Source organism: Nocardia sp. NPDC004123, assembly GCF_053603795.1.
Genome location: NZ_JBSGGG010000014.1, coordinates 1 through 20919, shown reverse-complemented (window position 1 = coordinate 20919; position 20919 = coordinate 1). Strand labels below are relative to the sequence as shown.

The window sequence follows — 20919 nt, the reverse complement described above, 5'->3', positions numbered from 1 at the left end:
CCGGCACCGCAAACCTCCATCCTCACCGCGGCGGGACTCGGGGGCGGGTACCGCTTACGATCGACGGCGTGACCCAGGTGACCGACGTGCGACCGGCAGCGGTGGGGGCGGAGACGGCGGCGCTGTCGAGTCCGGCTCCGCTGGTGCCCTCACCCGATTTCGGGCCCACGGACTGGGCTCGGGGGTGGGTGGTCACGCTGTTCCTCACAGCCATCGCCGCCATCACCCGGTTCCTGTTCCTGAACTATCCGACCGATCTGCACACGCCCGTCTTCGACGAGAAGCACTACGCGCCGCAGGGCTGGCAGGTGCTCACCGGCGGCGGCGTGGAGGACAACCCGGGCTACGGGCTGGTGGTGCACCCGCCGGTGGGCAAGCAGATGATCGCGCTGGGCGAGGCCATCTTCGGCTACTCCCCGTGGGGGTGGCGGTTCACCGCGGCCGTCTCCGGAACACTGATCGTGCTGCTGGTGATCCGCATCGTCCGGCGGATGACCCGGTCCACGCTGATCGGCGCGTTCGCGGGCATTCTGATCATCTGCGACGGGCTCACCTTCGTGTCCTCCCGCATCGGGATGCTCGATATCTTCCAGGCCCTGTTCGTGACCGCGGCTTTCGGCTGCCTGGTGGTGGACCGCGACGACATCCGGGCGCGCATCGCGCTGGTGGCCGCGCAGGGCCGCATCGACGACAGCCCATACGGGCCGCGCTTCGGGGTGCGCTGGTGGCGCTTCGGCGCGGGCGTCCTGCTCGGGCTGGCCTGCGGCACCAAATGGTCCGGCGCGTACTGGATCATCGGTTTCGCCGCGCTGTCACTGGCCTTCGATCTCTCGGCCCGGCGCGGCTACCGGGTGCAGCGGCCGTGGTGGGGCGTGGCCAGACGGGATCTCGGGCCCACCGTCTACGCGCTCGCCGTCATCCCGGTGTTCGTGTACCTGGCCTCCTTCTGGGGCTGGTTCGCCAACGAGACCAGCTACGACCGGTACGCGGTCGGGGTGAAGGTCGGACGCGGCGGCGACTTCTCCTGGGTGCCGAGCGCACTGCGCGGGCTCTGGTACTACGGCGGCGAGGTGCTCACCTTCCATTCGCAGCTCACCAATTCCGCCGGCAATCACCATCCCTGGGAATCCAAGCCGTGGACCTGGCCCATGGGCCTGCGGCCGATGCTCTACTACTACGCCGACACCAATGTGACCGGGTGCGGCCAGCCCACCTGCGTGAAGGCCGTGATGGCGATCGGCACCCCCGCGCTGTGGTGGGTGGCCTTCCCCATGCTGGCGTGGGCGCTGTGGCGCAGCGCGGTGCGCCGCGACTGGCGCTACGCGGCGGTGCTGGTCGGCTACGGTGCCGGCATCCTGCCCTGGTTCCTGGACCTCGACCGCCAGATGTACTACTTCTACGCGGTGCCGCTGGCCCCGTTCCTGGCCATGGGTGTGGCGCTGGCGCTCGGCGACATCCTCGGCCACGCCCCACCCATCGGGCGACGGCTGTCGGGAGCCCCCGGCTGGCAACACTTCACACCACTCAGTGAGCGACAAGGCCTGGGCCTGCTACTGGTCAGCCTCTACCTGGCCCTGGTCATCGCCAATTTCATCTGGCTCTGGCCGATCCTGACCGCCCAGTCCATCACCCCGGGCAACTGGCACGACCACCTGTGGCTCCCGAGCTGGCGCTGAAAGCCCGAAGGGTCAATCGGCCGTAGGAGTTTCGCCGAGCGCCGCATGCAGATAGCGAACGGCGGCCGCGTCGTCGAGGCCGAGTCGGCGGATCACCGCGACGTATTCGGTGGCGGCGCGGCCGGCCAGATCGCGGGTGGGGTCGCCGGAGGAGGCGATGAAAGAGCCCAGGCGGCCGCGGGTTTCGAGGACGCCGTCCTGCTCGAGCTCCCGGTAGGCACGGGCCACGGTGTTCGGGGCCAGCTTCAGCGTCGCCGCCAGCGCCCGGACCGTGGGAATCTTGGTCCCGGCGGCCAGTTCGCCGGAGCGGACCCGGGTAATGATGCCCTGGCGCAGCTGCTCGTAGGGCGGGACCGTCGAGTGGTGGTCGACCGGGATGTCCAGCATGGCTTCATCACACCTCGTCACGCGACAGCGGGCAGGACAGGCAGCGCGGACCGCCACGGCCGGAACCCAACTCGGAGCCGGGGATGCGCAGCACCTCGATTCCGGCGTCTTCGAGCCGCGCATTGGTGTTCTCGTTGCGCTCGTAGGCGACCACCACGCCGGGGGCGAGGGCGAGGGTGTTGTTGCCGTCGTCCCACTGCTCCCGCTCGGCGGTGACGCCGTCCAGCCCGGTGTCGACCACCCGCAGCTTGCCGATGCCCATGGCCTCGGCCGCCACGCGCAGGAAGGGATCCGGGCCGGAGATGCTCACCCCGTGCCCCTCCTGCTTGCGAATGGTGAAGGCGCACAACTCATCCTGGATGGCCGGGTACATGACCACCGCGTCGACGTCCACCATGGTGCAGACGGTGTCGAGATGCATGGTCGCCCGGGTCTGGGCGATCGGCACCACGAGCACGGTGCGCGCCAGGTCGTCCTCGAACAGGCTGCGCGCCAAGGCTTCCGCGCCCGCCGCCGTGGTGCGCTCCCCCACCCCGACCGCCACCACGCCCGGCGCGAGCAACAGCACGTCGCCGCCCTCGATCGGCGCGGTGTGCGATTCGTAGGCCCGCCGCACGCCCAGGAAGCGGGGGTGGAACGCGTAAATCAGGTCGGTGAGCGAGGTTTCGCGAGCGCGGGCCGGCAGCGCCAGCGAGGTGATGGCCACCCGCGGCCCGATCCAGAAGGAGGAGTCCCGGGTGAACAGCAGATTGGGCAGCGGGTCGATGACGAAGTCGTGCCCGTGGTGCATGCGCCGCACCAGCGAGGTGGCATCCGCCCCGAAGGGCAGCTCGTCGAATGTCATGCCGGACATGAGGATCTGCGCCAGTTCCGGCGCGGGCACGCCGCGCAGGTAGGCCGCCAGCTCGTCGGCGAGTAGGTGCCCGAGCCGCCGCGCGTCCACCGCACCCGAGATGCCCTGTATCCGCGCGGCGCCGCTGACCTGGATGGTCTCGGTCAGCACATCGGCCAGCAGCAGCACCTCCACGCCACGCCCGCGCAACACCTCGGCGAAGGTGTCGTGTTCCTGCTGGGCACGCTCGACCCAGGGAATGGCGTCGAAGAGCAACTGGTCGTTGTTGCGCGGAGTGAGCCGGCGCAGCTCGTCGCCCGGCCGGTGTAACAGCACCGTACGCAGCGCGCCGACCTCCGAGGTCACGGAAAACGGTCGCGCCGTGGGTGCGGCCTTTGTTCCCATGACATGACGGTAGTTCCCCGCGGCACGGATGGCATGGAATTCGCGCCTCGAGTCGCACCCTGGGAGAACCCTGGAGTCGCACCGGCGAAAAACCTGGAGTAATGTTCAGGTATGCAGACCGCGTCGTGGCAGGCGAAGGAGCTGACCCCAGGTCAGCTCGCCCAGCGAGCCGGAGTTTCGGTGTCCGCCTTGCATTTCTACGAACGAGAGGGCCTGATCACGGCCCGCCGCACCAGCGGGAATCAGCGCCGCTACCCCCGGGAAACCCTGCGCCGGGTGGCCTTCATCCGCATCTCACAGCGGGTCGGCATTCCGCTGGCCGAGATCCGCCGCGCCCTCGACAACCTCCCCGACGGCCGCAACCCCACCCGCCGCGACTGGGAGACCCTCTCCACCACCTGGCGCGCCGACCTCGACGACCGCATCGAACAGCTGATCCGGCTGCGCGACAACCTCACCGGCTGCATCGGCTGCGGCTGCCTCTCGCTGGGCGTCTGCAAGATCTTCAACGCCCACGACCACCTCGGTGACGAGGGCCCCGGCGCGCGCGTGCTGGACACCCACGCCGCCGAGAACTGCACCAACGCCGTCTGCGCCCCCACGCCCGACCAGGCGTGACTACTTGCGCGGCAGGAACGAGGTGAACACGTCGTTGGCGCGGCGCATGGCGAACTCGTAGGGCCAGGCGAACTTGCGGGACCACCAGTAGCCGAACCGGATGTCGAACTGGGTGTGGATCAGGTAGGTGCCCTTCTCGACACCGCGCAGGATCGCCTCGGCCACCTGGTCGGGGGACTTGGCGTGGTGCTGGAAGCGCTTGATCCAGGCCTGGATTCGCGGGTCGTCGCGATCCACGCCGACGATGTCCACGGTCTGTACCAGCGGCGTGTCGACCGCGCCGGGCACCACCAGGTGAACATCGATGTCGTGGCGCGCCAGATCGAAGCGCAGCACCTCCGACACGCCGCGCAGGCCGAATTTGCTGGCGCTGTAGGCGGCATGCCAGGGGAAGGCCATCAGACCGGCGGCCGAGGACACATTGACCAGCGCACCACCGCGTTTCGCCTCGATCATGGGCGGCACGAAGTTCTCGATGACATGGATGGGGCCCATGAGGTTCACATCGACCAGGCGTTTCCAGTGGCGGTGCTCGAGGTTCTCCACCGTCCCCCAGGTGGAGATACCGGCGATGTTCATCAGCACGTCCAGCGAGCCGAGCTCCTCGTGCACCTTCTCCGCGAAGGCGGTGACGGCGTCGTAGTCGCTGATGTCGAGGGCGGTGGCGACCTCGACGATGCCGCCGGTGGAACGGATGGTTTCGACGGTCGCGTCCAGCCCCTCGGCATTGACGTCGGTGAGCACCAGCCGCGCGCCCTTGCGGGCCGCCGCGAGTGCCGTCGCCCGGCCGATGCCGCTCGCCGCGCCGGTAATCAAAGTCTTCTTGCCCCTCAGGCTACGATCACGCACGTCGATCCATCCCTCACTTCGACAGCCCTGTCAGACCGCACGCTACTACGCGAACAATCCTGTTCGCGAGCCGGGCGATTACCCGTTACGCCCCTATTTTCCTGGGCGCACGCACCCTGGTCCGGGATTCCACGCGCGGCGCGGGGACGTTAGGGAGTCGTGCCCGTCCGGACCGCCGGACCGTGACCCCGGACCGCCGGACCGCGACTCAGGACGGCCCCGGCAGCACCGACCGGCTGGTCCCCGGCAGGTCCAGATCCAGCGCGATCCGCCCGGCCGACAGATGCTCCTCGACCTCCCCGCCCGGCATGGGCCGCGCGATCAGGAACCCCTGCGCGCGGTAGCAGCCCAGCGCCACCAGGGTGCGCGCCGCCACGGTGGTCTCGACGCCCTCGCCGACCACCCCGAGACCGAACGAACCCGCCAGCCCCACAATCGATTTCACGATCGCCAGATCATCGGCGCTGGCGCCCAGCCGCTGCACGAAACCCCGGTCGATCTTCACCGCGTCCACCGGCAGCGCCTTCAGGTGCGACAGCGAGGAATACCCCGTCCCGAAGTCGTCGATGGCGATCTGCACGCCCATCCGCTTCAACCCGCGCAGGGTCACCTGCGTGCGCGCAAGATCCTGCACCACAACATGTTCGGTGATCTCCAGGCACACCGACGACCCGTCGATGCCGTACCGCCGCAGGATCCCCTCGATGGTCTCCACGAAATCCAGCGAAACCAGCTGCACCGGAGACACATTGATCCGGATCACCACATTCGACGCCATTCCCCGCCGCCGCCACTGCGCGAACTGCTCGGCGGCCGTGCGAATCACCCAGCGACCCAGCTCCCCCGCCAGGTTAGTGGCCTCCGCGACACCCACGAACGCACCGGGCGGCAGCAGCCCGCGCGTCGGATGCTGCCAGCGCACCAGGGCCTCCAGCGCGACCACCCGGCCGGTGCGCAGATCCACCTCGGGCTGGTAGTGCAGCACCAGCGAACCGTCCGACACCGCGCCGCGCAGATTCAACTCCACATCGTCCTGCAGCTCGAACTGCGCGCGCATGGCATCGGTGAACACCGCGACCCCGTTGCCGCCGCTCGACTTGGCCGACAGCAGCGCGTGATCCGCGCGCCGCAGCACATCGGCCACCGTGGTCTCGCCCGGAATACCGAGCGCCACGCCGACGCTCGCGCCCCGGCTCACCGTCTCCTCGCCGACGGTCACCCGCCGCGCGATGAGCTGCTGAATCCGGCTCGCCTCCCGCTCGGCCGCCGCCGCATCCATCGGCTTGGCCGGCACGATCACGAACTCGTCGCCACCCAGCCGGGCGATCACGTCACCCGGATCCAGATTCTCGCGCAACCGCGTGGCGAGCGTACGAATGAAATTGTCCCCGGCCGTGTGCCCGAGAAAGTCGTTGAGCGCCTTCAGCCGATCCAGATCCAGGAAGAACGCCGCCACCGGCCCCGGCCGCCCGGGTCTGAGCCGCTCCTCCATGTGCTCGAGCAGCGCCCGCCGATTCGCCAGCCCGGTCAGATCGTCATGCATGGCGATATAGCGGAGCCGCTCCTCGGCCACCACGCGCGCCTGCAACTGCGCGAACAGCGCGGCGATCGCCTTGAGGACATTGAGTTCGCGAGTACTCCACTCGCGGTCGCCCTCTTTGATGAAGCCGAGCAGCCCCGTCGCCTGGCCGCGTGACACCAGCGGCACCGCGGCGGCGGAGACGGCTTCGATACCGGCGGCCTGGTGAATCAGACGCTGATAGTCGGCGAATTCCGGGATGGGCCTGATGATGATCGGTTCCGTGGTATCACCGAACCGGGTCAGCGCCGCGGTAGGGTCGTCGAGATTGGCCACCTGCAGTGGATCGTCGGTCTCCGGAACCGCCCGATGCGGCCACTCCGCAATGAGCACCGATGCCAGCCGAGCCTCATCGGTGAAGCGCAGAAAACTGAAATCGACATCGAAGTGCTCCACCAGCCAGGCCAGCACCCGTTCACTCGCGGCCGCCATCGTAGACGCATCGACCGCCATCAACTCCGAGGCGACCTGGGTCACCAATGAGTCGAGCGTTCGCCGAGGCACTTCTTCTCCGATCTCACTTGCCGCGCGTGGTAGCGCCCGGTATTGGACGTCGCCTGCTGCGGACCGCGGGCTCCGACGCATACCCGAGACGCAGTACCAACGCCATCGTTTCGTGCCCAGGCACTTCCAACAGCTCCAGGAAGCTGCCTTGAAGTGACGTTAGTGTATCGGCGAACTCCGGGGAAACCGTATGTAGTTCCTCGGGGCGTCGTGCATAAAGAAACACCGGTGAAACCGGTTGAACAGCGAGACCGTACTGTTCCGCAGCAATCCAGAGACGCTGGAGCGCCTCGCCGGCACGCGCGTACGCGGCGAGTTCCGACGGGTCCAGCGGCGGCTTCGGAAAGGTCAGGGCTACCACGGCCGAACTGGTCTGCATCTTCGCCAGCGCGTCTTCCACGAGCGCGGTGCCACCCGACCACGACCGCAGCTGGGCCATCACGTCCGCGCGAACGGCGATCTCGAGCTTGGCCAGCTCGTCGGGTTGGAGATCCAGCGTGCGCAGATCCATCCCGGTCCGTAGGTCATCACCGGGCCAGCGCAGCTCGGAGGTCATCTCCAGGTGCATGTCCGGCGTCAGGTAGCGGGTCCGCTCGGACTCGGCGAGGATCCGCGCGGCGGAGTCGATTCGCCGCCGATCCGTGACCATGCGGAGCGTGGCGCCGGCCCGGGTCACGGCTTCGCGAAGTCCATCCAATATCTCGTCCGGTATCGGCGCGCCGGTCCCACCACCCCGATTGGTGTGCCGGGCGAGCAGCGCCGGGTAGCTATCGGACAGCTCGGGATCAGTGCCCGACCCCAACCGCAGTATGGCGGTGAGCAATTCCGAATCGCCGGTGCGCAGTTCGCTCTCACCGAGCAGACCGTGCGCGGCGGCCGCGACACGGGCGTTGAACAGCGCCGCCCCGACCGCCAGTGCGCTGCCCCGGTACCCGATGTCCATCATCGAAGAGTGTTGGGGCGCAAGGGTGATCGTCACCTCGGACCGATCGGCGCGCAGTGTCCAGGGCTGCGCGTTACCACCCGAGGGCGCCCGCTGCGCACACTCGAGCACCGCCGCGATGCCGGATTCCGGCCCAGGGTCGTCCGGTTCGTCCGGCCACACCAGTTCCTTGCGCCCCTCGGGCTCGGTGATCTCGTCCAGGCTCTTCTCGATATCGACGCGCGTGCGTCCCGACCGCAGCGGCTGCCCGAGTCCGATCCTGCGCACCGCGGCGGCGACATTGGAACCACCGAGTTGCACGTCGGAGGCCAGTTGCGGCCAGCTGTTGAGGGTCTGGCCGATCTCCACCATGCTCGCCGCGAGCGTCGCAGAGAGATTACGACCGTCCAGAACTCGAACCATGAGGGGTGTTTTGTCGCGGGTGGACAGCCCGCGCAGCTCAGCGGCGGTGACACCGCCGAGCAGCCCGTGGAAGGGCTCACGCTCCGGTTCCAGATCGAAGCGCTCGACATCGAGCAGACCGCGGTCGCTGGAATGCATCACCAGCGGAAGCCGGAGCCGACGGGCGCCTTCGCGCACGGCGAGCTTGATATCGAACGAATCGCACTCCTCCACAACGATATCCAGGCCAGTGAGGAAGGCGTCCATGTTCTCGTCGTCGAGCCCGGCCGGGAGGATCTCCACGGGCAGATACGGGTCCAGTTCCGCGATCCGGCGAGCCGCGACGACTGCCTTGTTGGCGCCGATGTCGAACAGGGTGCCCGGGAGGCGGTTCAGGTTCGAGAGCTCGACGGCGTCGAAGTCCGCCAGCCGCAGCAGACCGCAGGTGCCCTCCATGGCCAGCACGTGAGCCACGGCGTGACCGACGCTCTGCCCGACCACCCCGATCGCCTGGGCGCCGAGGGTCTGCTGCTCCGCGCGGGTGAGGTTGTTGCGATTACGGTCGAGCCGGACAGCGCGGAGCAGTTGTGGGCCGGGCAGCGCGATTACGGCCCGCCGCCACGGGTAATGAACCCAGCGATCCGATTCCGATGTTTCGAACAATTCGGGCGGAGCCACCAGGCTCGCGAACTCGGCCCGCAGTCCGTCTCGCAAGTCCCGAGACTCGATGGCCGGATTCGCCAGCAGTTCAGCAAGTCGCGCGGCCTGCCCGGAATCGGATTCATCGAGCAGTACCGGCCGATAAGACTCGCCCGATACTCCGTTTTCGATCATGTTCAGGCCGAGCCCTGGGCTGAAGTCCAGGCAACGCGCGGCAAAAGGCCATTCTGCGTCAATTGGGACAATTCAAGATCGAGCAACCGAGCCTGCGATTCGGTGGCCACCGAATCGTAATTCTCCATATCCCACCAGATCGCGAACGTACGATAACGATCGTCCGGATAGGATGACGGCGGAATCCACCAGGCCACATTCGCCCCGCTGCCACGATAGAGATTCAGCGCATGCTCGGGCGAATGCGCACTCGTGTAGCGGACCCCCAGCAGCAACGCGGCGTGCACACACGCCCTGGCCATCCAGTCGGCCAGCGCATGGCGGTGTGGGGAGTCGCGAGCGGCCCAACCGGCCTTGCACTCGATCACACCGTCAGGGATCTGGTCGGCCACCAGGCGCCGGAAGGCCGAGCCGCCTTCCAACCCTGTCCAGCTCGCGACCGCGCGCATCTCGTCGACCTGCTTGTGCGGCCCCTCTGCCCGGACCCCGGCGACCACCCGGCCGCCGGCATCCAGCGCCACGAGGAAGAGGGAGGTGGAGAGGCCGTCGATCACCTTGTCGTACTCGAGCGCCTCCTCGGCGCCGAACCGCCGATATGCCTCGAGCGCACCATCCATGTTCTGGCGCCACAGGCCCGGATCGGCCTCCGGAGGACCCACCAGGATGGTGTATCCCGTTTTCGGCTCCCGAAATCGGAGCATGCCGTGACCAGGTCCTTGCGCCGGGACGCGCTCGATCGGTTCGACTGCCATACAGTTCCACTCCACTAAAAACGACCCGCGCGACTGCTGCGCCTTCGCCCGATACAGTCATGCATCAACCGCCGTCGGACGTGGGCGCCTAGGGGAGTATCCGTCAGCCAACTGAAATTGTCCAGGCAACTGGCAAATGCCCCGAAACCCAAAGGTGGCTCTAGCAATCCCCCCGGTCAAACCATTGCTATCAATCATGAAATTCAACGACAAGACCGGTTGGTACCCATTGGGTTAACAGTGAGCAATCACACCAGGATGGAGATGAAAAGCTCCAGTGCGGCGGTGCCGTGCCAGATCTCGATCTCCTCGCGGTAGGCGCGGGTGATCTCGGCGGAAGCGGTCGCGTCGTCGACCTGGGCCCAGACGTCCTCGGCCGGATCGTGATAATCGCCATTGGGCCGGAAGCGGGCGTAGACGCCCTTGGGGACACGGATGAGGACGTCGCCGACCGGGACGTCGTCGGGACCCTTGTACTCGTAGGAGACCAGCACGTTGTAGTTGCCGGCGGGGTCGGGAACGTAGACGGTGGCCAGCGGGCGCTCGGCGCCCTCCCGGTCACGCAGGCGGTCGCGCAGGAACTCGATGAGCTCGCTGTTGGAGACCTTGAAACTGGGGCGCACCCGCGGAACCACCAGGCCGCCGTAGACCCCACCGGGCCGGACCACGATCGAATAGGTCATGACGGCTCGACCGCCAGGTACAAATCGATCTTGTACGCGTGCGGGTAGGTCTCGAAGTCGCCGGTGTGAATGCGCTTGATCTGCTTGTGTTCCTCCGCGTAGGCGATCTGCGTCCACAGATCGGTCATCACCTGGGGGAAGTTGCCGACCGAGGAGAAGCGGGCATAGGTGCCGCGCGGCAGGCGGGCCACCACGTGGCCGCGGGTCACCTCGTCGAGTGAGCCGCACTGGTAGCCGACGATCTGGGTGTTGTAGGTGCCGAGCTCGGCCGCGTAGTCGGTGTAGGCCGAGGCCAGCGGACCACCGAGTTCCTGGTGCAGGACCGCCGCCCAGGCCACTTCCAGATCGTGGTCGCGCAGTTCACCGAGCGCACGTTTGGGACTGCGCACCGGCAACCCGGCAACCCACGTCTCGTCCCGCTCGACGATCTCGAACTGCATTGATTGGAAACTCTCTCGAGGTGTGATTCACAGCCAGTCGGCCAAGCCTTCGCCATGCTATCAATCAGCCCGGACCGTACCCGGCGACACGACTGCGGTGCCCGTCTACCCCGCGCGCGGGCGCGTCGCTCACCCGTCGCGGCGGCGGTGCGGGCGGGCCATCGGCGCGTGCCAGTGCCGGAACAACGCGATCAGGCGCAGGCCGACCGCGCCCGCCCCAGCCAATCCGCCTGTCCAATATGTGTATTGGCCGTAGTGCAGCAGCAGCGCCGTCGCCACGGAACCGAGCAGGGCCGGCACGGCGTACAACTCGCCGTCGCTGAGCACGCTGGGGGTGACACCGGCCAGGACATCGCGGATCACACCGCCGCCCACCGCGGTCACCAGGCCCAGCGCCGCCGCCGAGGTCGCCGACATGCCGTACTGGAAGGCGGTCACGGTGCCGGTCACACAGAAGATGCCGAGGCCGATGGCGTCGGCGATATTCAGCGGCGTGCGGACCAGGCGTACCGGCGGATGCCAGAAGAAGATGACGGCCGCGGCCAGCAGGGCGACTCCGGCATAGGACACCTGGACGAAGGCCAGCGGCGGGGTGCGGCCGATCACCAGATCGCGGATCACACCGCCGCCGGTGGCGGTGGCGACCGCGAGCACCGCGATGCCCACCACATCGAAGCGGCGACGCACCGCGAGCAGCGCGCCCGACACTCCGAATGCGAACACTCCCAGCAGGTTTCCCACACTCTGTGCCGCGTCGACAGGGGTGCCGAGTTCGACGAGATCACTCACGTGTGGCCCACTTTCGTTCCTATCGCTAACTTTCGGCTACCGGCGCACAGTATGCCCGTCCCGCCACACCGGTACTCCGCCGCACGGCCGGAGCGGCTTTGTGGTTGAGTCGGCCCTGTGTGCCGCACAATTGCCCAGCTAGAAGCGGAACTTACCGCGTGTCGCGCCTGCCCTCGGCTGGTGGCATGGCGCGAGCAGGTCGCACACGAGAAGCGGGCCGCCTTCAGTGACGAGAATTACTGGGGCAAGCCTGTTCCCGGCTTCGGTCCCGCGGACGCCCGCCTGCTGATCGTGGGCCTGGCGCCGGCCGCGCACGGCGGTAATCGCACCGGCCGCATGTTCACCGGCGACCGCAGCGGCGACGTCCTCATCGCCTGCATGCACGCCGCCGGTCTCGCCAACCAGCCCACCAGCGTCTCCGCCGACGACGGCCTGCGACTGCTCGGCACCCGCGTCACCGCCCCCGTGCACTGCGCCCCACCCGACAACAAACCCACCCCCACCGAGCGCGATACCTGCCGCCACTGGCTGACCACCGAATTGACCCTGCTGGCACCCACTCTCCGCGCGATCGTCGTCCTCGGCGGCTGGGGCTGGCAAGCCCTCCTGCCCGCCCTGGCCGAATCCGGCTGGGCCATACCCAAACCCAAGCCCCGCTTCACCCACGGCGCCCGAATCGAGCTGGCCCCAGCCGTCCCCGGCCGCGCCCCCCTCCACCTGTTCGGCACCTACCACCCCTCCCAGCAGAACACCTTCACCGGCCGCCTCACCCCAGCCATGCTCGAGCAGGTCCTCACCGACGCCGCCCACGCCGCCGGCCTCCCCGTCCACCGCCCCTAGAGCCGGCCGACCGCGGCGGGCAGGTCGATTCGGCTGTTCACGTCTGGCATTCAATGAGGTCACCAGTCGCGGAGCGGGCGACCTCGGCTCGGCTCGGCCGGCCAGACTGTGCGTCCGGAGAGACCACAGTCACCGAGCCGGGCGGCACGATTCGACTGTCCAGACTCGGCCCTCACGAAGGTCGCTGGCGACAGTGCGGGCGGGCGCAGCGGCCAGGGGCACGGCACTCTCGGTGGCGGGGCCGCCGGACCGGATACGATGCGGGCGTGAGCAGGGCCGATGACGAATCCGACCGGGAGGGGGCGGCTGCCGATGGGGCGGCCGGGGGTGTGAAGGTGCGCCGCAGCCGGGCCGGGACGCGGCAGCGGCTACTGGACGCGGCATTCGAGGCCTTCGCCGAGGAGGGATTCGGCCGGTGTTCGGTCGAGCAGGTGTGTGAGCGGGCCGGATTCACGCGGGGCGCGTTCTACTCGAATTTCACCTCGCTGGAGGAATTGTTCCTGGCCATGTGGGAACAGCGATCGGCGTCGATGCTGGCCGAGGCGGCAGCGGTGCTGGATGCGCCCGGGGGAGTGGGCGGCGATCCACGGCGAGCGGTCGAGCAGGTGCTGACGGCAGTTCCGGTGGATGACAAGTGGTTTCGAATCACCTCGGAATTCACGGCGCACGCCCTGCGCAATCCCGCGTTACGTCAGGTGATGGTGGCACGCGAGGAGGCGATCGCCTCCGCACTCATCCCCGTGGTGGTCGCACTCCTGCGCCGCAACGGCCGACGGGTACCGGATCCGGCGGCTCTTGGCCGGGCACTGGTCGCGGTGCACGACGGCACGCTGGGCCAGTGCCTGCTGGAACCGGACAACCCGGCAGTACGCGAGTACCGCCTAGATCTGTTCCTGCGAGTGCTCGACTCCTACAGCGAGCCCATCTGAGGGCTCAGTTCGGCGCCTCGGGGCCCGAACGGTCGGCGATGAGCCGATCGCCGGCCACCTGCCCACCCCTATATCCATAGAAACCGTCTCCAACCAGCCGATTCGTCGACTCCCCAACCCACCTGCTAAAGTTCTCCAGCGCGGGCCGGAAACGTCCCCGCGGGGCTATAGCGCAGTTGGTAGCGCGTCTCGTTCGCATCGAGAAGGTCAGGGGTTCGATTCCCCTTAGCTCCACATAACAAAAAACCGCCCGTGACCTCGGAAGAGATCGCGGGCGGTTTGCGTTTTCAGGGCTATTCGGATTGGTGATCGTCGGTTCCCGTCCGCAGTGCGTCCGCAGCTTTCGCAAGTGCGGACCGCGCGGCAGTGTCGAGAGCATCCGCAACGGATTCGAGGTCGTCCGGAAACAGGTCGGCGTAGGTGTCCAGGGTCATCGCCGCGGACTTGTGACCGAGCATGGTCTGCACCGCCTTTGGGTTCGCGCCGGCGCTGATCGCCAGAGATGCGGCCGTGTGCCTGAGGTCGTGAGGGCTGATGTATGGGAAACGCTCTGTCGCCCGGGTGTCTCCCTGCCTGTCCCCCTCATCAATCAAGGAGACAGCGAGACGATAGCTGCTATCTCCTTGGTGGCGCCGAGTCTGGCTGACACCACCCACATGCCGACCTGGGTTCCGCAGGCGAGAAACCGCAGGCGAGAACACCCGTTTGCGATAGGTAGACACTCTCAGCACCGCGCCCTCTGGGGAGGTGAACACAAGTGCGTCGCGATCCTTCCCCTTCATGAGCGAGGCAAGTTCGTCCGCCAACAACTTCGGGAACGGCACCGAACGCCGCTCATGGTTCTTCGTGGTTGACCAAACGATCCTGCCTTGAACCTCGGCAACGGCCTCCAACACGTTCACTCGGCGGCGAAGCATGTCGAAACTGGAGACCTTCAGCGCGGCCATCTCACCCCATCGCAAACCGGTGTACGCCAAAAGCCGTATGGCTGTGGGTGCCTCGGAGACCTCACGCGCAAGTTGTTCGACTTGAACGTGAGTGAGATAGCCGCGGGCGCGGTGCGTACGGCGCGGCAATTTCACTCCGGCACAGGGGTTACGGACGATATGGCGGTCCTCGACGGCAGCCCCGCAAATCATCCGAAGCACCCCCACCGCGTTCTCAATGGTCGGCACGCCCATCCGGGCCGCCACCATCTCCGAGACCCACGCACGGACTTCGCTTGCTCGGGCATTGCGAATTTCGATGCTGCCCCAACGTGGCTCGACATAGAGCCCCCGGGTATGGCTCCGATTGAATGCCGTGGTGTCCTTCAGATGGGCTTGGGTTTTGAGCCACCGGCGACCTAGATCTCCGATGGTTTCGCGACCAGCCGAAGGAGCGACATGGGTGCCGGTGACAAGCGCGCTGGTCGCATCATCGAGCCAGGCTTGGGCGTCAGCTTTGCGGGTGAAGGACTTTGCGTGTTCCTGGCTGCTGTCGTCGACGTAGCGGGCCCGCCAGCGTTTGCCGCACCCATGGTTGGCCGAGGGGACTCTCTCGCTGGTCTTCGCGCCGTCCTCCGAGGTGGTGGTGACGGTCTTGTACCAGCGGTCTTCTACCCCACTGCGGCGGTTGCGTCGCCCGCCCATTTCATGCAACCCCGCCGCGGTCAGACGCGGCTTCCTGCTCGGCGATCCAGGAGTGAATGACGCTCTCGCGCCAAACGCGCCGGCGCCCGAGCTTGAAGCTCTTCGGGCCTTTGCCTGCCCATGCCCAGTAGCGCCAAGTGGCGGCGGGAATGCCGGTCAGGGCTTCGCAGTCGGTGGCCTGGAGGTAGCGGTCGGTGGTCATGGAATCTCCTCGGGTAGAAGGGGTGTGGGGATTGGTGCGCACGCTGTCGCGCGGTGCGCTGGAGCTGTCGCAGGGTGCGCACGAGCTGTCGCGGTACGCACCACTGGGCTGTCGCGTGGTGCGGGCGGGGTCGGTGGGCTGTCGCATCAGCGCTCACCGCCTGTCGCATGGCGTCGCACCTTGTCGCGCGTTCCAGTTGGAACACCTGCGTCACGTCGGGTCCGCACGCGATCGATACCGGTGAGCTTGTCGAGGCTGGTCACCCGAAGTGCCAGGTCAGGGATGTCAGGCAGGGTCTGTCGCGCGACTGTCGCAATGTCGTCGGCGGTGAGGTAGCCGTCGCAGACGTAGAGAATCTCGTCGCATTCGTCGTGGTGCGCCTGTCGCACAACGGCATTCAGGCGGTGCGTAAGCTGCGCATCGGTGACGTGTCGACTGGTGTCCACCTTCACCGCAACGGGCCGATGATCGGGCCGCAACAGCCGCCCGTCGTAGGCGTAGAGGCCCGGACCGGGGTTGTCGTGTCGCATGACGCGGTCGGAGATCCACTGCTCTGTCGCGTGCGCACCGAGCGCGACACGGGTTTTGGCGACCGCCCGGCAATGCACCGCGAAGTTCGGCGTCGGCTGCCAATCACCGGGACGCCACCCCAATACCCACTCGGCGGCCTCACGGGTGGGCACCACCCATTTCGGGCCACGCTGCACAGAAGTGATGCGATGCACCGCGTTGGCCGCACTCAGTTGGTTGGCCAGGTCGTAGACCTGGGTGTGTCCGATGCGCATGAAGTCGGCGAGTACATCCATTTGCATGCCGCGCATCTCGGCGAGCCCGATGAGGGCGCGGATGCTACGCGAGGTGAGTTGGGAAAGTTTGATCATGACAAGTCCTTGAACGTGGTGGTGCGGGTTTGGGGCACAGCCGGTTTCGTGACCCGGTTCGAGAGGTAGCGGCCCCAGTCGTCGTCGAAGTCGCGCACGGCGAGGGCGAGTTCGATGTTCTGGATCTCCGGCGGAAGCCGCTCGGCGGCGGCGTGCACGCCGTCACTCACGCGGGCGGTGCGGCACAGATACAGCAGGCCCACCAGTTCCTCGGGCGCACTGTCGCGGGCCGCGCGGATCGCACCCATCAGGGCCCGGTCCATCGCCAGCGGGGATTTGCGGGTGAGTTCGACTTCCAGCGCCCACCAGCCGTGTAGGCCCTTGATCTGGCCGAAGAACAGCCCGTCATGGATGTGAGCGCGGCCAGCAGCGAATTCTGTTCGCTTGGAACGTGACTAGAGTGAGGCCCGCTGAGCGCGGTGCCAGAGTTCGCGTTCGGACACCCACGCTTCCAGGTCCGAGCCCACCAGCATCAGCCGCGCCTGCGCGACCGCCCGGTGGTGAGCCACACGGCCCAGGGAGGGCCGCCAGGGCTGCACCTGCCAGCCCAGGAACCGTGAGGCCGTGGCGGGAGTCGCGACGACCCACTTCTCCCCCGCCTGCACCTGCTCCAGCGGGCGCACGAGCTTGTCTTCGCGCAGCTGGCGCACGAGAACGTACACGTGCGGCCGTTCCATCCTGAGGAACCGGCCGAGCAGGTCGAGCTGCATACCGCCGTGCTGGGACAGCAGAGTCAGGGCGGTGGCCTTGCGCGCGTTCGACCGCGGTTCGCTCTTGCCGCGCAGCCGATGCACCGTCGAGCGTGGAAGTCCGACGCGGCACCCGATCTCGGCGTCGGGGTGGCCGGCGGAACGCAGTGCGGTGATCTCACCGAGCACGGTTTCGACCTGGCGGGCAGTCAAACCGAGCCGGTCGGCGATATCCCGGTAGCTCTCCCCGAGTTCCCGGAGTTTACGGATCAGGGTGTCGCGTTCGTCTGCGGACACATGCTTGTACCGGTCACCTGGGTCCGGCGGGATGTCGATTTCTCGACTCATACGAGACGTTCCTTTCGATCCAATGATTTTCTGAAAGTTGTTTGCGCCCAGTCGAACTAGAACAAATTGAGCCCGTTTGAACAATGGAAAGGAGGCGATAGTGGACCATCCGACGCCTTCAGCACGACATGGAGAGACAGAACCGGACGAATTCAGATCGATCCGGAAAGACATTCGCCCACAGGACTATTCGGCAGGGACGGCGACCAACGCATGGCCCGCCTCCGGTCATCGAGTGCGGCGTCGATCAACAGCCGGACGCACGGGCGCCGACAGCCCGGCGTACAAGTCGCGTTCCTTGATCGGGGCGGTCTCACCGATCCAGCTCATGAGCGACCGCAGCCGATCGTCGATGGCCGCAGTCACTTCCCGCTGATCACGAGGCTCTCCGGAACCGACCACCGAGTCAGGTGATCCATTTGGAACACCTGCACGAGCCGAGATGCGAAGTGCCCGAAGGGTTCGGTCCCGAACACCCGCGGCATCAGGCGATACATTCGGACCACGTGAGTCAGATGGCTCAGGTGGTTCACTGTGAACCACCTGCTGCCGATCGTCCGGCCGCGGCAGGTGCTGTCCACTTTCCTGGACACGCTGCGGCAAGGCGGCTGGCGAGAACAGCTCATCGACCGTGTAGCCGGGAAGCATCGCTTCCAACACCGCGCAGTGATCGGCATGCGGCAGCCCCTTGAGGTCGCCGGAGAGCCATTTATAGAACTGCGCCTTGCCAGGAGCCAGCCCGACCAGATCCCGATCAACCTTCTTCGCAGCCTTGTTGTACTCACGCCGGAACACCGGATGAGAGTTCCAATGCTTCTCCCGCAGAACCCGTTTCAACTCCGTCCCGCCATCGGGATTGCGGGTAGCGTCGCCGTTCACCGTGACCGCCTCCGATCCACCGCCAGATGCGCCGGCGCCTCAACCGAAGGGCCGTGCCCGTAGTCCCGGTGGATGTCGCGCTCCTTCAGCGGGGCAGTTTCGCTGATCCAGCTCATCAACGACCGCATCCGCGTATCGATCGCCGCGGTGATCTCCTGCTGCGACGGCTTCCCACCGGAACCGACCACCGAGTCAGGTGATTCATTTGAATCACCTGACAGAGGCGAGACCCGCAGCAGCCGGTCAGGATCAGCAGGCCGGATCGGACGAGGCCGAGCGACGGGCTCGAACAGCTCACCTGCCGTGTAGCCCGGCAGCATCTCCTCCAAGACGCGGCAATGATCCGGATACGGAAGCGTTTTCAGATCACCGGCCAGCCACCGATAGAACTGGGCCTTGAGCGGACCGCTCCCGACCAAATCAGGATCCAGTCGTGCGGCCGCCTTGTCGTACTCACGAAGGAACACACGGTGGGTCTGCCAATGCCGTTGCCGCAGCTGTACTTTCAGCTGAGTGTCCGGCCCGATCCTGCGGGTCCGCCCCGACGCGTCCGTGCTGGAGCGGTCCACGCACGCCTCTTCTTTGTCATAGTCAGAGGTCGGCGGGAACAGACGGTCAGCTCGATGACTCATCGGGGCACCCCCTCGTTGTGGTCCGTCGCCAGGCGACCAGCGGCGGGCGAAACGAGAGGCGGTATCACCCCTGATAGAAGCTGGTTCGACACCAGCAGGCAGCGTTCTACACTGGACATGCTTCAGTGGCCTTTCAAACCTGAAGTGAAAGCCGAAGCAGCGGACACTGCTTCGGTATCGACTCCCCGGAAGCGCCAACTGCCGGGGAGTTCCGCAAAGTTGATTTACACCCCCTAAACTGCTTTGGCCAACTTGAGAAAGCTGATTTAGTGGGCGTAAACACAGGGTAGGCCGAGGGATCCAGGGGAGTCAATACCCCCTAAACTGAAGCTCGTGATGGCCGACAACGACGAGTTTGACGCGGTACGCCGCGATCCCGACCCCCTGAGGAGGGGGCGGCGCGCTGGCGAACTCATGACGGTCTACCAGCAGCGTGCCACCGAGCTCGCGCGCCTACGACGAGCAGCCATCGACGAGGCGTATCGCGAGCTCGGTCTGAGTTACACGGAGATCGCTGCCGAGCTCGGGCTTACCAAGGGCCGAATCACCCAGATCAGGAGCACTGCACCGCCAGCCGAGCGCGCCTTCTTTGGCGTTGGCCCGGTAGCAGTCGGCATCCCGCGTCGGTACGGGGTCGAGGAAGGTCGTGAGCGCCCGTTCTTCGATGCTGTTGACATGACAACGCAGGCGGCCACGGAGGCCGTGCTGTCCCGGTTGTCCCTAGTATCAACAACATTCGCGATTGAGCCCGATCAGACCGAGATACCGTCAGGCGATGCCGTGATCGTCTGCGGACCCAAGTCAGCGCCGATCGCCCGGCACCTACTCAATGAGGACCCCTTCCTGGACTTCATTCGAGCCGATGAGCGTTGGTGGATCGCCGAAAGAAATCTGCCGCAGAAGCGATTCGACTCTCCGTTTCGGCGCGCAGAGCCGAAGCGCATCGACGTCGGCTACTTCGGCCGGCACCTGCTGCATGGCCGAACAGTCGTACACGTTGCTGGGATCACGAGCATTGGTTCACTCGGCGTCACCCGATGGCTGGAGGGCAACTTCTCGGACGTGTTCCGCAGCAGAGAGGATCTGTCAGTCAGCGGCGTGGTCGAGTGCGACTTCGATGAAAACTTCGAAGTCACTGACGCCAGACTGATTGCTGGACCCTACACATGGTGATCATGGATCGACCGATCAACATACAAGCCGCGCAGTTACCTGCTAGCTCGGACGAAGACCGAATGGTGGTAACTACCGATAGCTTCGCCGTAATCGATGGCGCGACTACGCATTACGAAGTACACGGGCCGACGGGCGGAGACTACGCCGACCAACTGGCAACCGCGCTCGATGACGAACTTCGCTCCAACACAGCAAGGCCGCTGAAAGAGGTACTCAGGCGGGCAATGAAGAGAACCATCGTTGCCCTCGACCTTGTACCGAGCTCATCTATCGCACCGTCCTGCACGGTGGCGATCGTTCGCGCAAGTAAATCCGGGGTTGTTGATGTATTGGTGCTGGGCGACTCGGCGGTTGCTTTTGGCCTGAAGGATGGGTCAGTGAACGTGCTTTCCGACACCAGGCTGGACGAGCTCAACCTGCCGGCGAGCCGTGAGTATCGCACACGTCTGCGTGAAGGCTCAGGCTACGACCCAACCCATCGAGCTCTACTTTCAGACCTCCAGCGCGATCAGGCACGGCGCCGAAATCGCGAGGGTGGCTATTGGATCGCCTCTACCGATCTCTCGGCTACTGAGCACGCGATCACCGTTTCTCTGCCTATCGAAGAGTTGAGGTGGGTCGCCGCCGCCACAGACGGCGCGGCCGATTCTATTGAATCTGCCGGGATCACATGGGAGGAGATCGGCACAGCCGACAGCTCCCGCATAGCGCATCTGCTCGAACAGTGCCACAACTGGGAGCAGTACGAAGACCCAGACGGGGCCATTCGGCCAAGATCCAAACGGCATGATGACAAGACCATCGCCGCGTTCAGGACTGCCTGACTGCTCCGATTCTGCTCGAAGAGTGCTCGTACCTTGCTCGTACAGTGCTTGTACTAACTTTTCCGGGGCGTTTCCGTTCCTGCTGCCCTCCACCACACCCCCTGAGCTGCGCCTTTCGGCGCAGGACTCTGGTCTGGTCTGGCCGAGACTATATCCGCCTTCGGAGGACATAGTCTCGGCCAGACCAAAACAAATTGAAAAGAAATGTTCGGGGGT

22 protein-coding genes and 1 tRNA gene are annotated in these 20919 nt (G+C 66.3%); 7 read left to right on the top strand and 16 right to left on the bottom strand.

The genetic code is table 11. The features are described 5' to 3' along the window. The first annotated feature begins 68 nt into the window (after nucleotides 1-68). The gene (locus ACWEQQ_RS21035) at nucleotides 69-1676 is read left to right on the top strand and encodes a dolichyl-phosphate-mannose--protein mannosyltransferase (RefSeq protein WP_379387410.1); all 1608 of its coding nucleotides are present in this window, start codon (nucleotides 69-71) and stop codon (nucleotides 1674-1676) included. A 12-nt stretch (nucleotides 1677-1688) separates the two neighbouring features. Here the strand turns inward: ACWEQQ_RS21035 and ACWEQQ_RS21030 are convergent, their stop codons facing one another. Together ACWEQQ_RS21030 and arcA are read right to left on the bottom strand one after the other, a co-directional pair. Further along, entirely contained in the window at nucleotides 1689-2063 is a 375-nt protein-coding gene (locus ACWEQQ_RS21030) for a GntR family transcriptional regulator (RefSeq protein ID WP_452349367.1), read from the bottom strand. A 7-nt stretch (nucleotides 2064-2070) separates the two neighbouring features. Then, nucleotides 2071-3300, bottom strand: coding sequence for an arginine deiminase (gene arcA / locus ACWEQQ_RS21025; protein ID WP_452349366.1), 1230 nt, complete (start codon nucleotides 3298-3300; stop codon nucleotides 2071-2073). Between the two features lie 111 nt (nucleotides 3301-3411). Between arcA and soxR the strand changes: the two genes are divergently transcribed. Beyond that, entirely contained in the window at nucleotides 3412-3918 is a 507-nt protein-coding gene (gene soxR / locus ACWEQQ_RS21020) for a redox-sensitive transcriptional activator SoxR (RefSeq protein ID WP_452341401.1), read from the top strand. Here soxR and ACWEQQ_RS21015 read toward each other — a convergent pair whose 3' ends face one another. From ACWEQQ_RS21015 to ACWEQQ_RS20985, 7 genes are all read right to left on the bottom strand, one after another. Next, nucleotides 3919-4767, bottom strand: a complete 849-nt coding sequence (locus ACWEQQ_RS21015) for an SDR family oxidoreductase (RefSeq protein WP_452349365.1) — start codon at nucleotides 4765-4767, stop codon at nucleotides 3919-3921. Between the two features lie 208 nt (nucleotides 4768-4975). Beyond that, nucleotides 4976-6799, bottom strand: coding sequence for a putative bifunctional diguanylate cyclase/phosphodiesterase (locus tag ACWEQQ_RS21010; RefSeq protein WP_452349518.1), 1824 nt, complete (start codon nucleotides 6797-6799; stop codon nucleotides 4976-4978). A gap of 64 nt (nucleotides 6800-6863) precedes the next feature. Continuing rightward, a complete protein-coding gene (locus ACWEQQ_RS21005) occupies nucleotides 6864-9008 on the bottom strand; it encodes an Rv1355c family protein (protein WP_452349364.1) in 2145 nt (714 codons plus the stop codon). 2 nt (nucleotides 9009-9010) lie between these two features. Beyond that, nucleotides 9011-9760 carry a hypothetical protein gene (locus ACWEQQ_RS21000; protein ID WP_452349363.1) on the bottom strand — a complete coding sequence of 250 codons (750 nt, stop codon included), beginning with the start codon at nucleotides 9758-9760 and terminating at the stop codon, nucleotides 9011-9013. A 248-nt stretch (nucleotides 9761-10008) separates the two neighbouring features. Beyond that, complete coding sequence (locus ACWEQQ_RS20995; RefSeq protein WP_452341396.1) at nucleotides 10009-10443, bottom strand: GyrI-like domain-containing protein; 435 nt, start codon at nucleotides 10441-10443, stop codon at nucleotides 10009-10011. Beyond that, a complete protein-coding gene (locus ACWEQQ_RS20990) occupies nucleotides 10440-10883 on the bottom strand; it encodes a GyrI-like domain-containing protein (protein WP_040861458.1) in 444 nt (147 codons plus the stop codon). The genes ACWEQQ_RS20995 and ACWEQQ_RS20990 overlap by 4 nt, the downstream gene beginning before the upstream one ends. Before the next feature lie 129 nt (nucleotides 10884-11012). Beyond that, a complete protein-coding gene (locus ACWEQQ_RS20985; protein ID WP_452349362.1) occupies nucleotides 11013-11672 on the bottom strand; it encodes a trimeric intracellular cation channel family protein in 660 nt (219 codons plus the stop codon). A gap of 117 nt (nucleotides 11673-11789) precedes the next feature. On the opposite strand from ACWEQQ_RS20985, the gene ACWEQQ_RS20980 reads away from it, so the two are divergent. The 3 genes from ACWEQQ_RS20980 to ACWEQQ_RS20970 all read left to right on the top strand — a co-directional run bounded on the left by ACWEQQ_RS20980 (nucleotide 11790) and on the right by ACWEQQ_RS20970 (nucleotide 13675). Further along, nucleotides 11790-12512, top strand: coding sequence for a uracil-DNA glycosylase (locus tag ACWEQQ_RS20980; RefSeq protein WP_452341395.1), 723 nt, complete (start codon nucleotides 11790-11792; stop codon nucleotides 12510-12512). A 335-nt stretch (nucleotides 12513-12847) separates the two neighbouring features. Continuing rightward, complete coding sequence (locus ACWEQQ_RS20975; RefSeq protein WP_452349517.1) at nucleotides 12848-13441, top strand: TetR/AcrR family transcriptional regulator; 594 nt, start codon at nucleotides 12848-12850, stop codon at nucleotides 13439-13441. A gap of 161 nt (nucleotides 13442-13602) precedes the next feature. Then, nucleotides 13603-13675: transfer RNA gene (locus ACWEQQ_RS20970), tRNA-Ala, on the top strand. Between the two features lie 59 nt (nucleotides 13676-13734). Here the strand turns inward: ACWEQQ_RS20970 and ACWEQQ_RS20965 are convergent. The 7 genes from ACWEQQ_RS20965 to ACWEQQ_RS20935 form a co-directional block, all read right to left on the bottom strand. Continuing rightward, complete coding sequence (locus ACWEQQ_RS20965; protein ID WP_452349361.1) at nucleotides 13735-15072, bottom strand: tyrosine-type recombinase/integrase; 1338 nt, start codon at nucleotides 15070-15072, stop codon at nucleotides 13735-13737. Nucleotide 15073: 1 nt separating this feature from the next. Beyond that, nucleotides 15074-15274, bottom strand: a complete 201-nt coding sequence (locus ACWEQQ_RS20960; RefSeq protein WP_452349360.1) for a helix-turn-helix transcriptional regulator — start codon at nucleotides 15272-15274, stop codon at nucleotides 15074-15076. Between the two features lie 146 nt (nucleotides 15275-15420). Then, a complete protein-coding gene (locus ACWEQQ_RS20955) occupies nucleotides 15421-16155 on the bottom strand; it encodes a hypothetical protein (protein WP_452349359.1) in 735 nt (244 codons plus the stop codon). Continuing rightward, nucleotides 16152-16403: a hypothetical protein gene (locus ACWEQQ_RS20950; protein ID WP_452349358.1), complete on the bottom strand. Its 252-nt coding sequence runs from the start codon at nucleotides 16401-16403 to the stop codon at nucleotides 16152-16154. The genes ACWEQQ_RS20955 and ACWEQQ_RS20950 overlap by 4 nt, the downstream gene beginning before the upstream one ends. Nucleotides 16404-16550: 147 nt before the next feature. Further along, nucleotides 16551-17192 (bottom strand): hypothetical protein, encoded by a 642-nt coding sequence (locus tag ACWEQQ_RS20945; RefSeq protein ID WP_452349357.1) that lies wholly within the window; start codon nucleotides 17190-17192, stop codon nucleotides 16551-16553. Between the two features lie 228 nt (nucleotides 17193-17420). Then, nucleotides 17421-18071, bottom strand: coding sequence for a hypothetical protein (locus ACWEQQ_RS20940; RefSeq protein WP_452349356.1), 651 nt, complete (start codon nucleotides 18069-18071; stop codon nucleotides 17421-17423). After that, complete coding sequence (locus ACWEQQ_RS20935; RefSeq protein WP_452349355.1) at nucleotides 18068-18703, bottom strand: hypothetical protein; 636 nt, start codon at nucleotides 18701-18703, stop codon at nucleotides 18068-18070. The genes ACWEQQ_RS20940 and ACWEQQ_RS20935 overlap by 4 nt, the downstream gene beginning before the upstream one ends. Before the next feature lie 336 nt (nucleotides 18704-19039). Between ACWEQQ_RS20935 and ACWEQQ_RS20930 the strand changes: the two genes are divergently transcribed. Next, nucleotides 19040-19876: a sigma-70 family RNA polymerase sigma factor gene (locus tag ACWEQQ_RS20930; protein ID WP_452349516.1), complete on the top strand. Its 837-nt coding sequence runs from the start codon at nucleotides 19040-19042 to the stop codon at nucleotides 19874-19876. A gap of 2 nt (nucleotides 19877-19878) precedes the next feature. After that, the gene (locus tag ACWEQQ_RS20925) at nucleotides 19879-20703 is read left to right on the top strand and encodes a protein phosphatase 2C domain-containing protein (protein ID WP_452349354.1); all 825 of its coding nucleotides are present in this window, start codon (nucleotides 19879-19881) and stop codon (nucleotides 20701-20703) included. Nucleotides 20704-20919 lie beyond the last annotated feature (216 nt).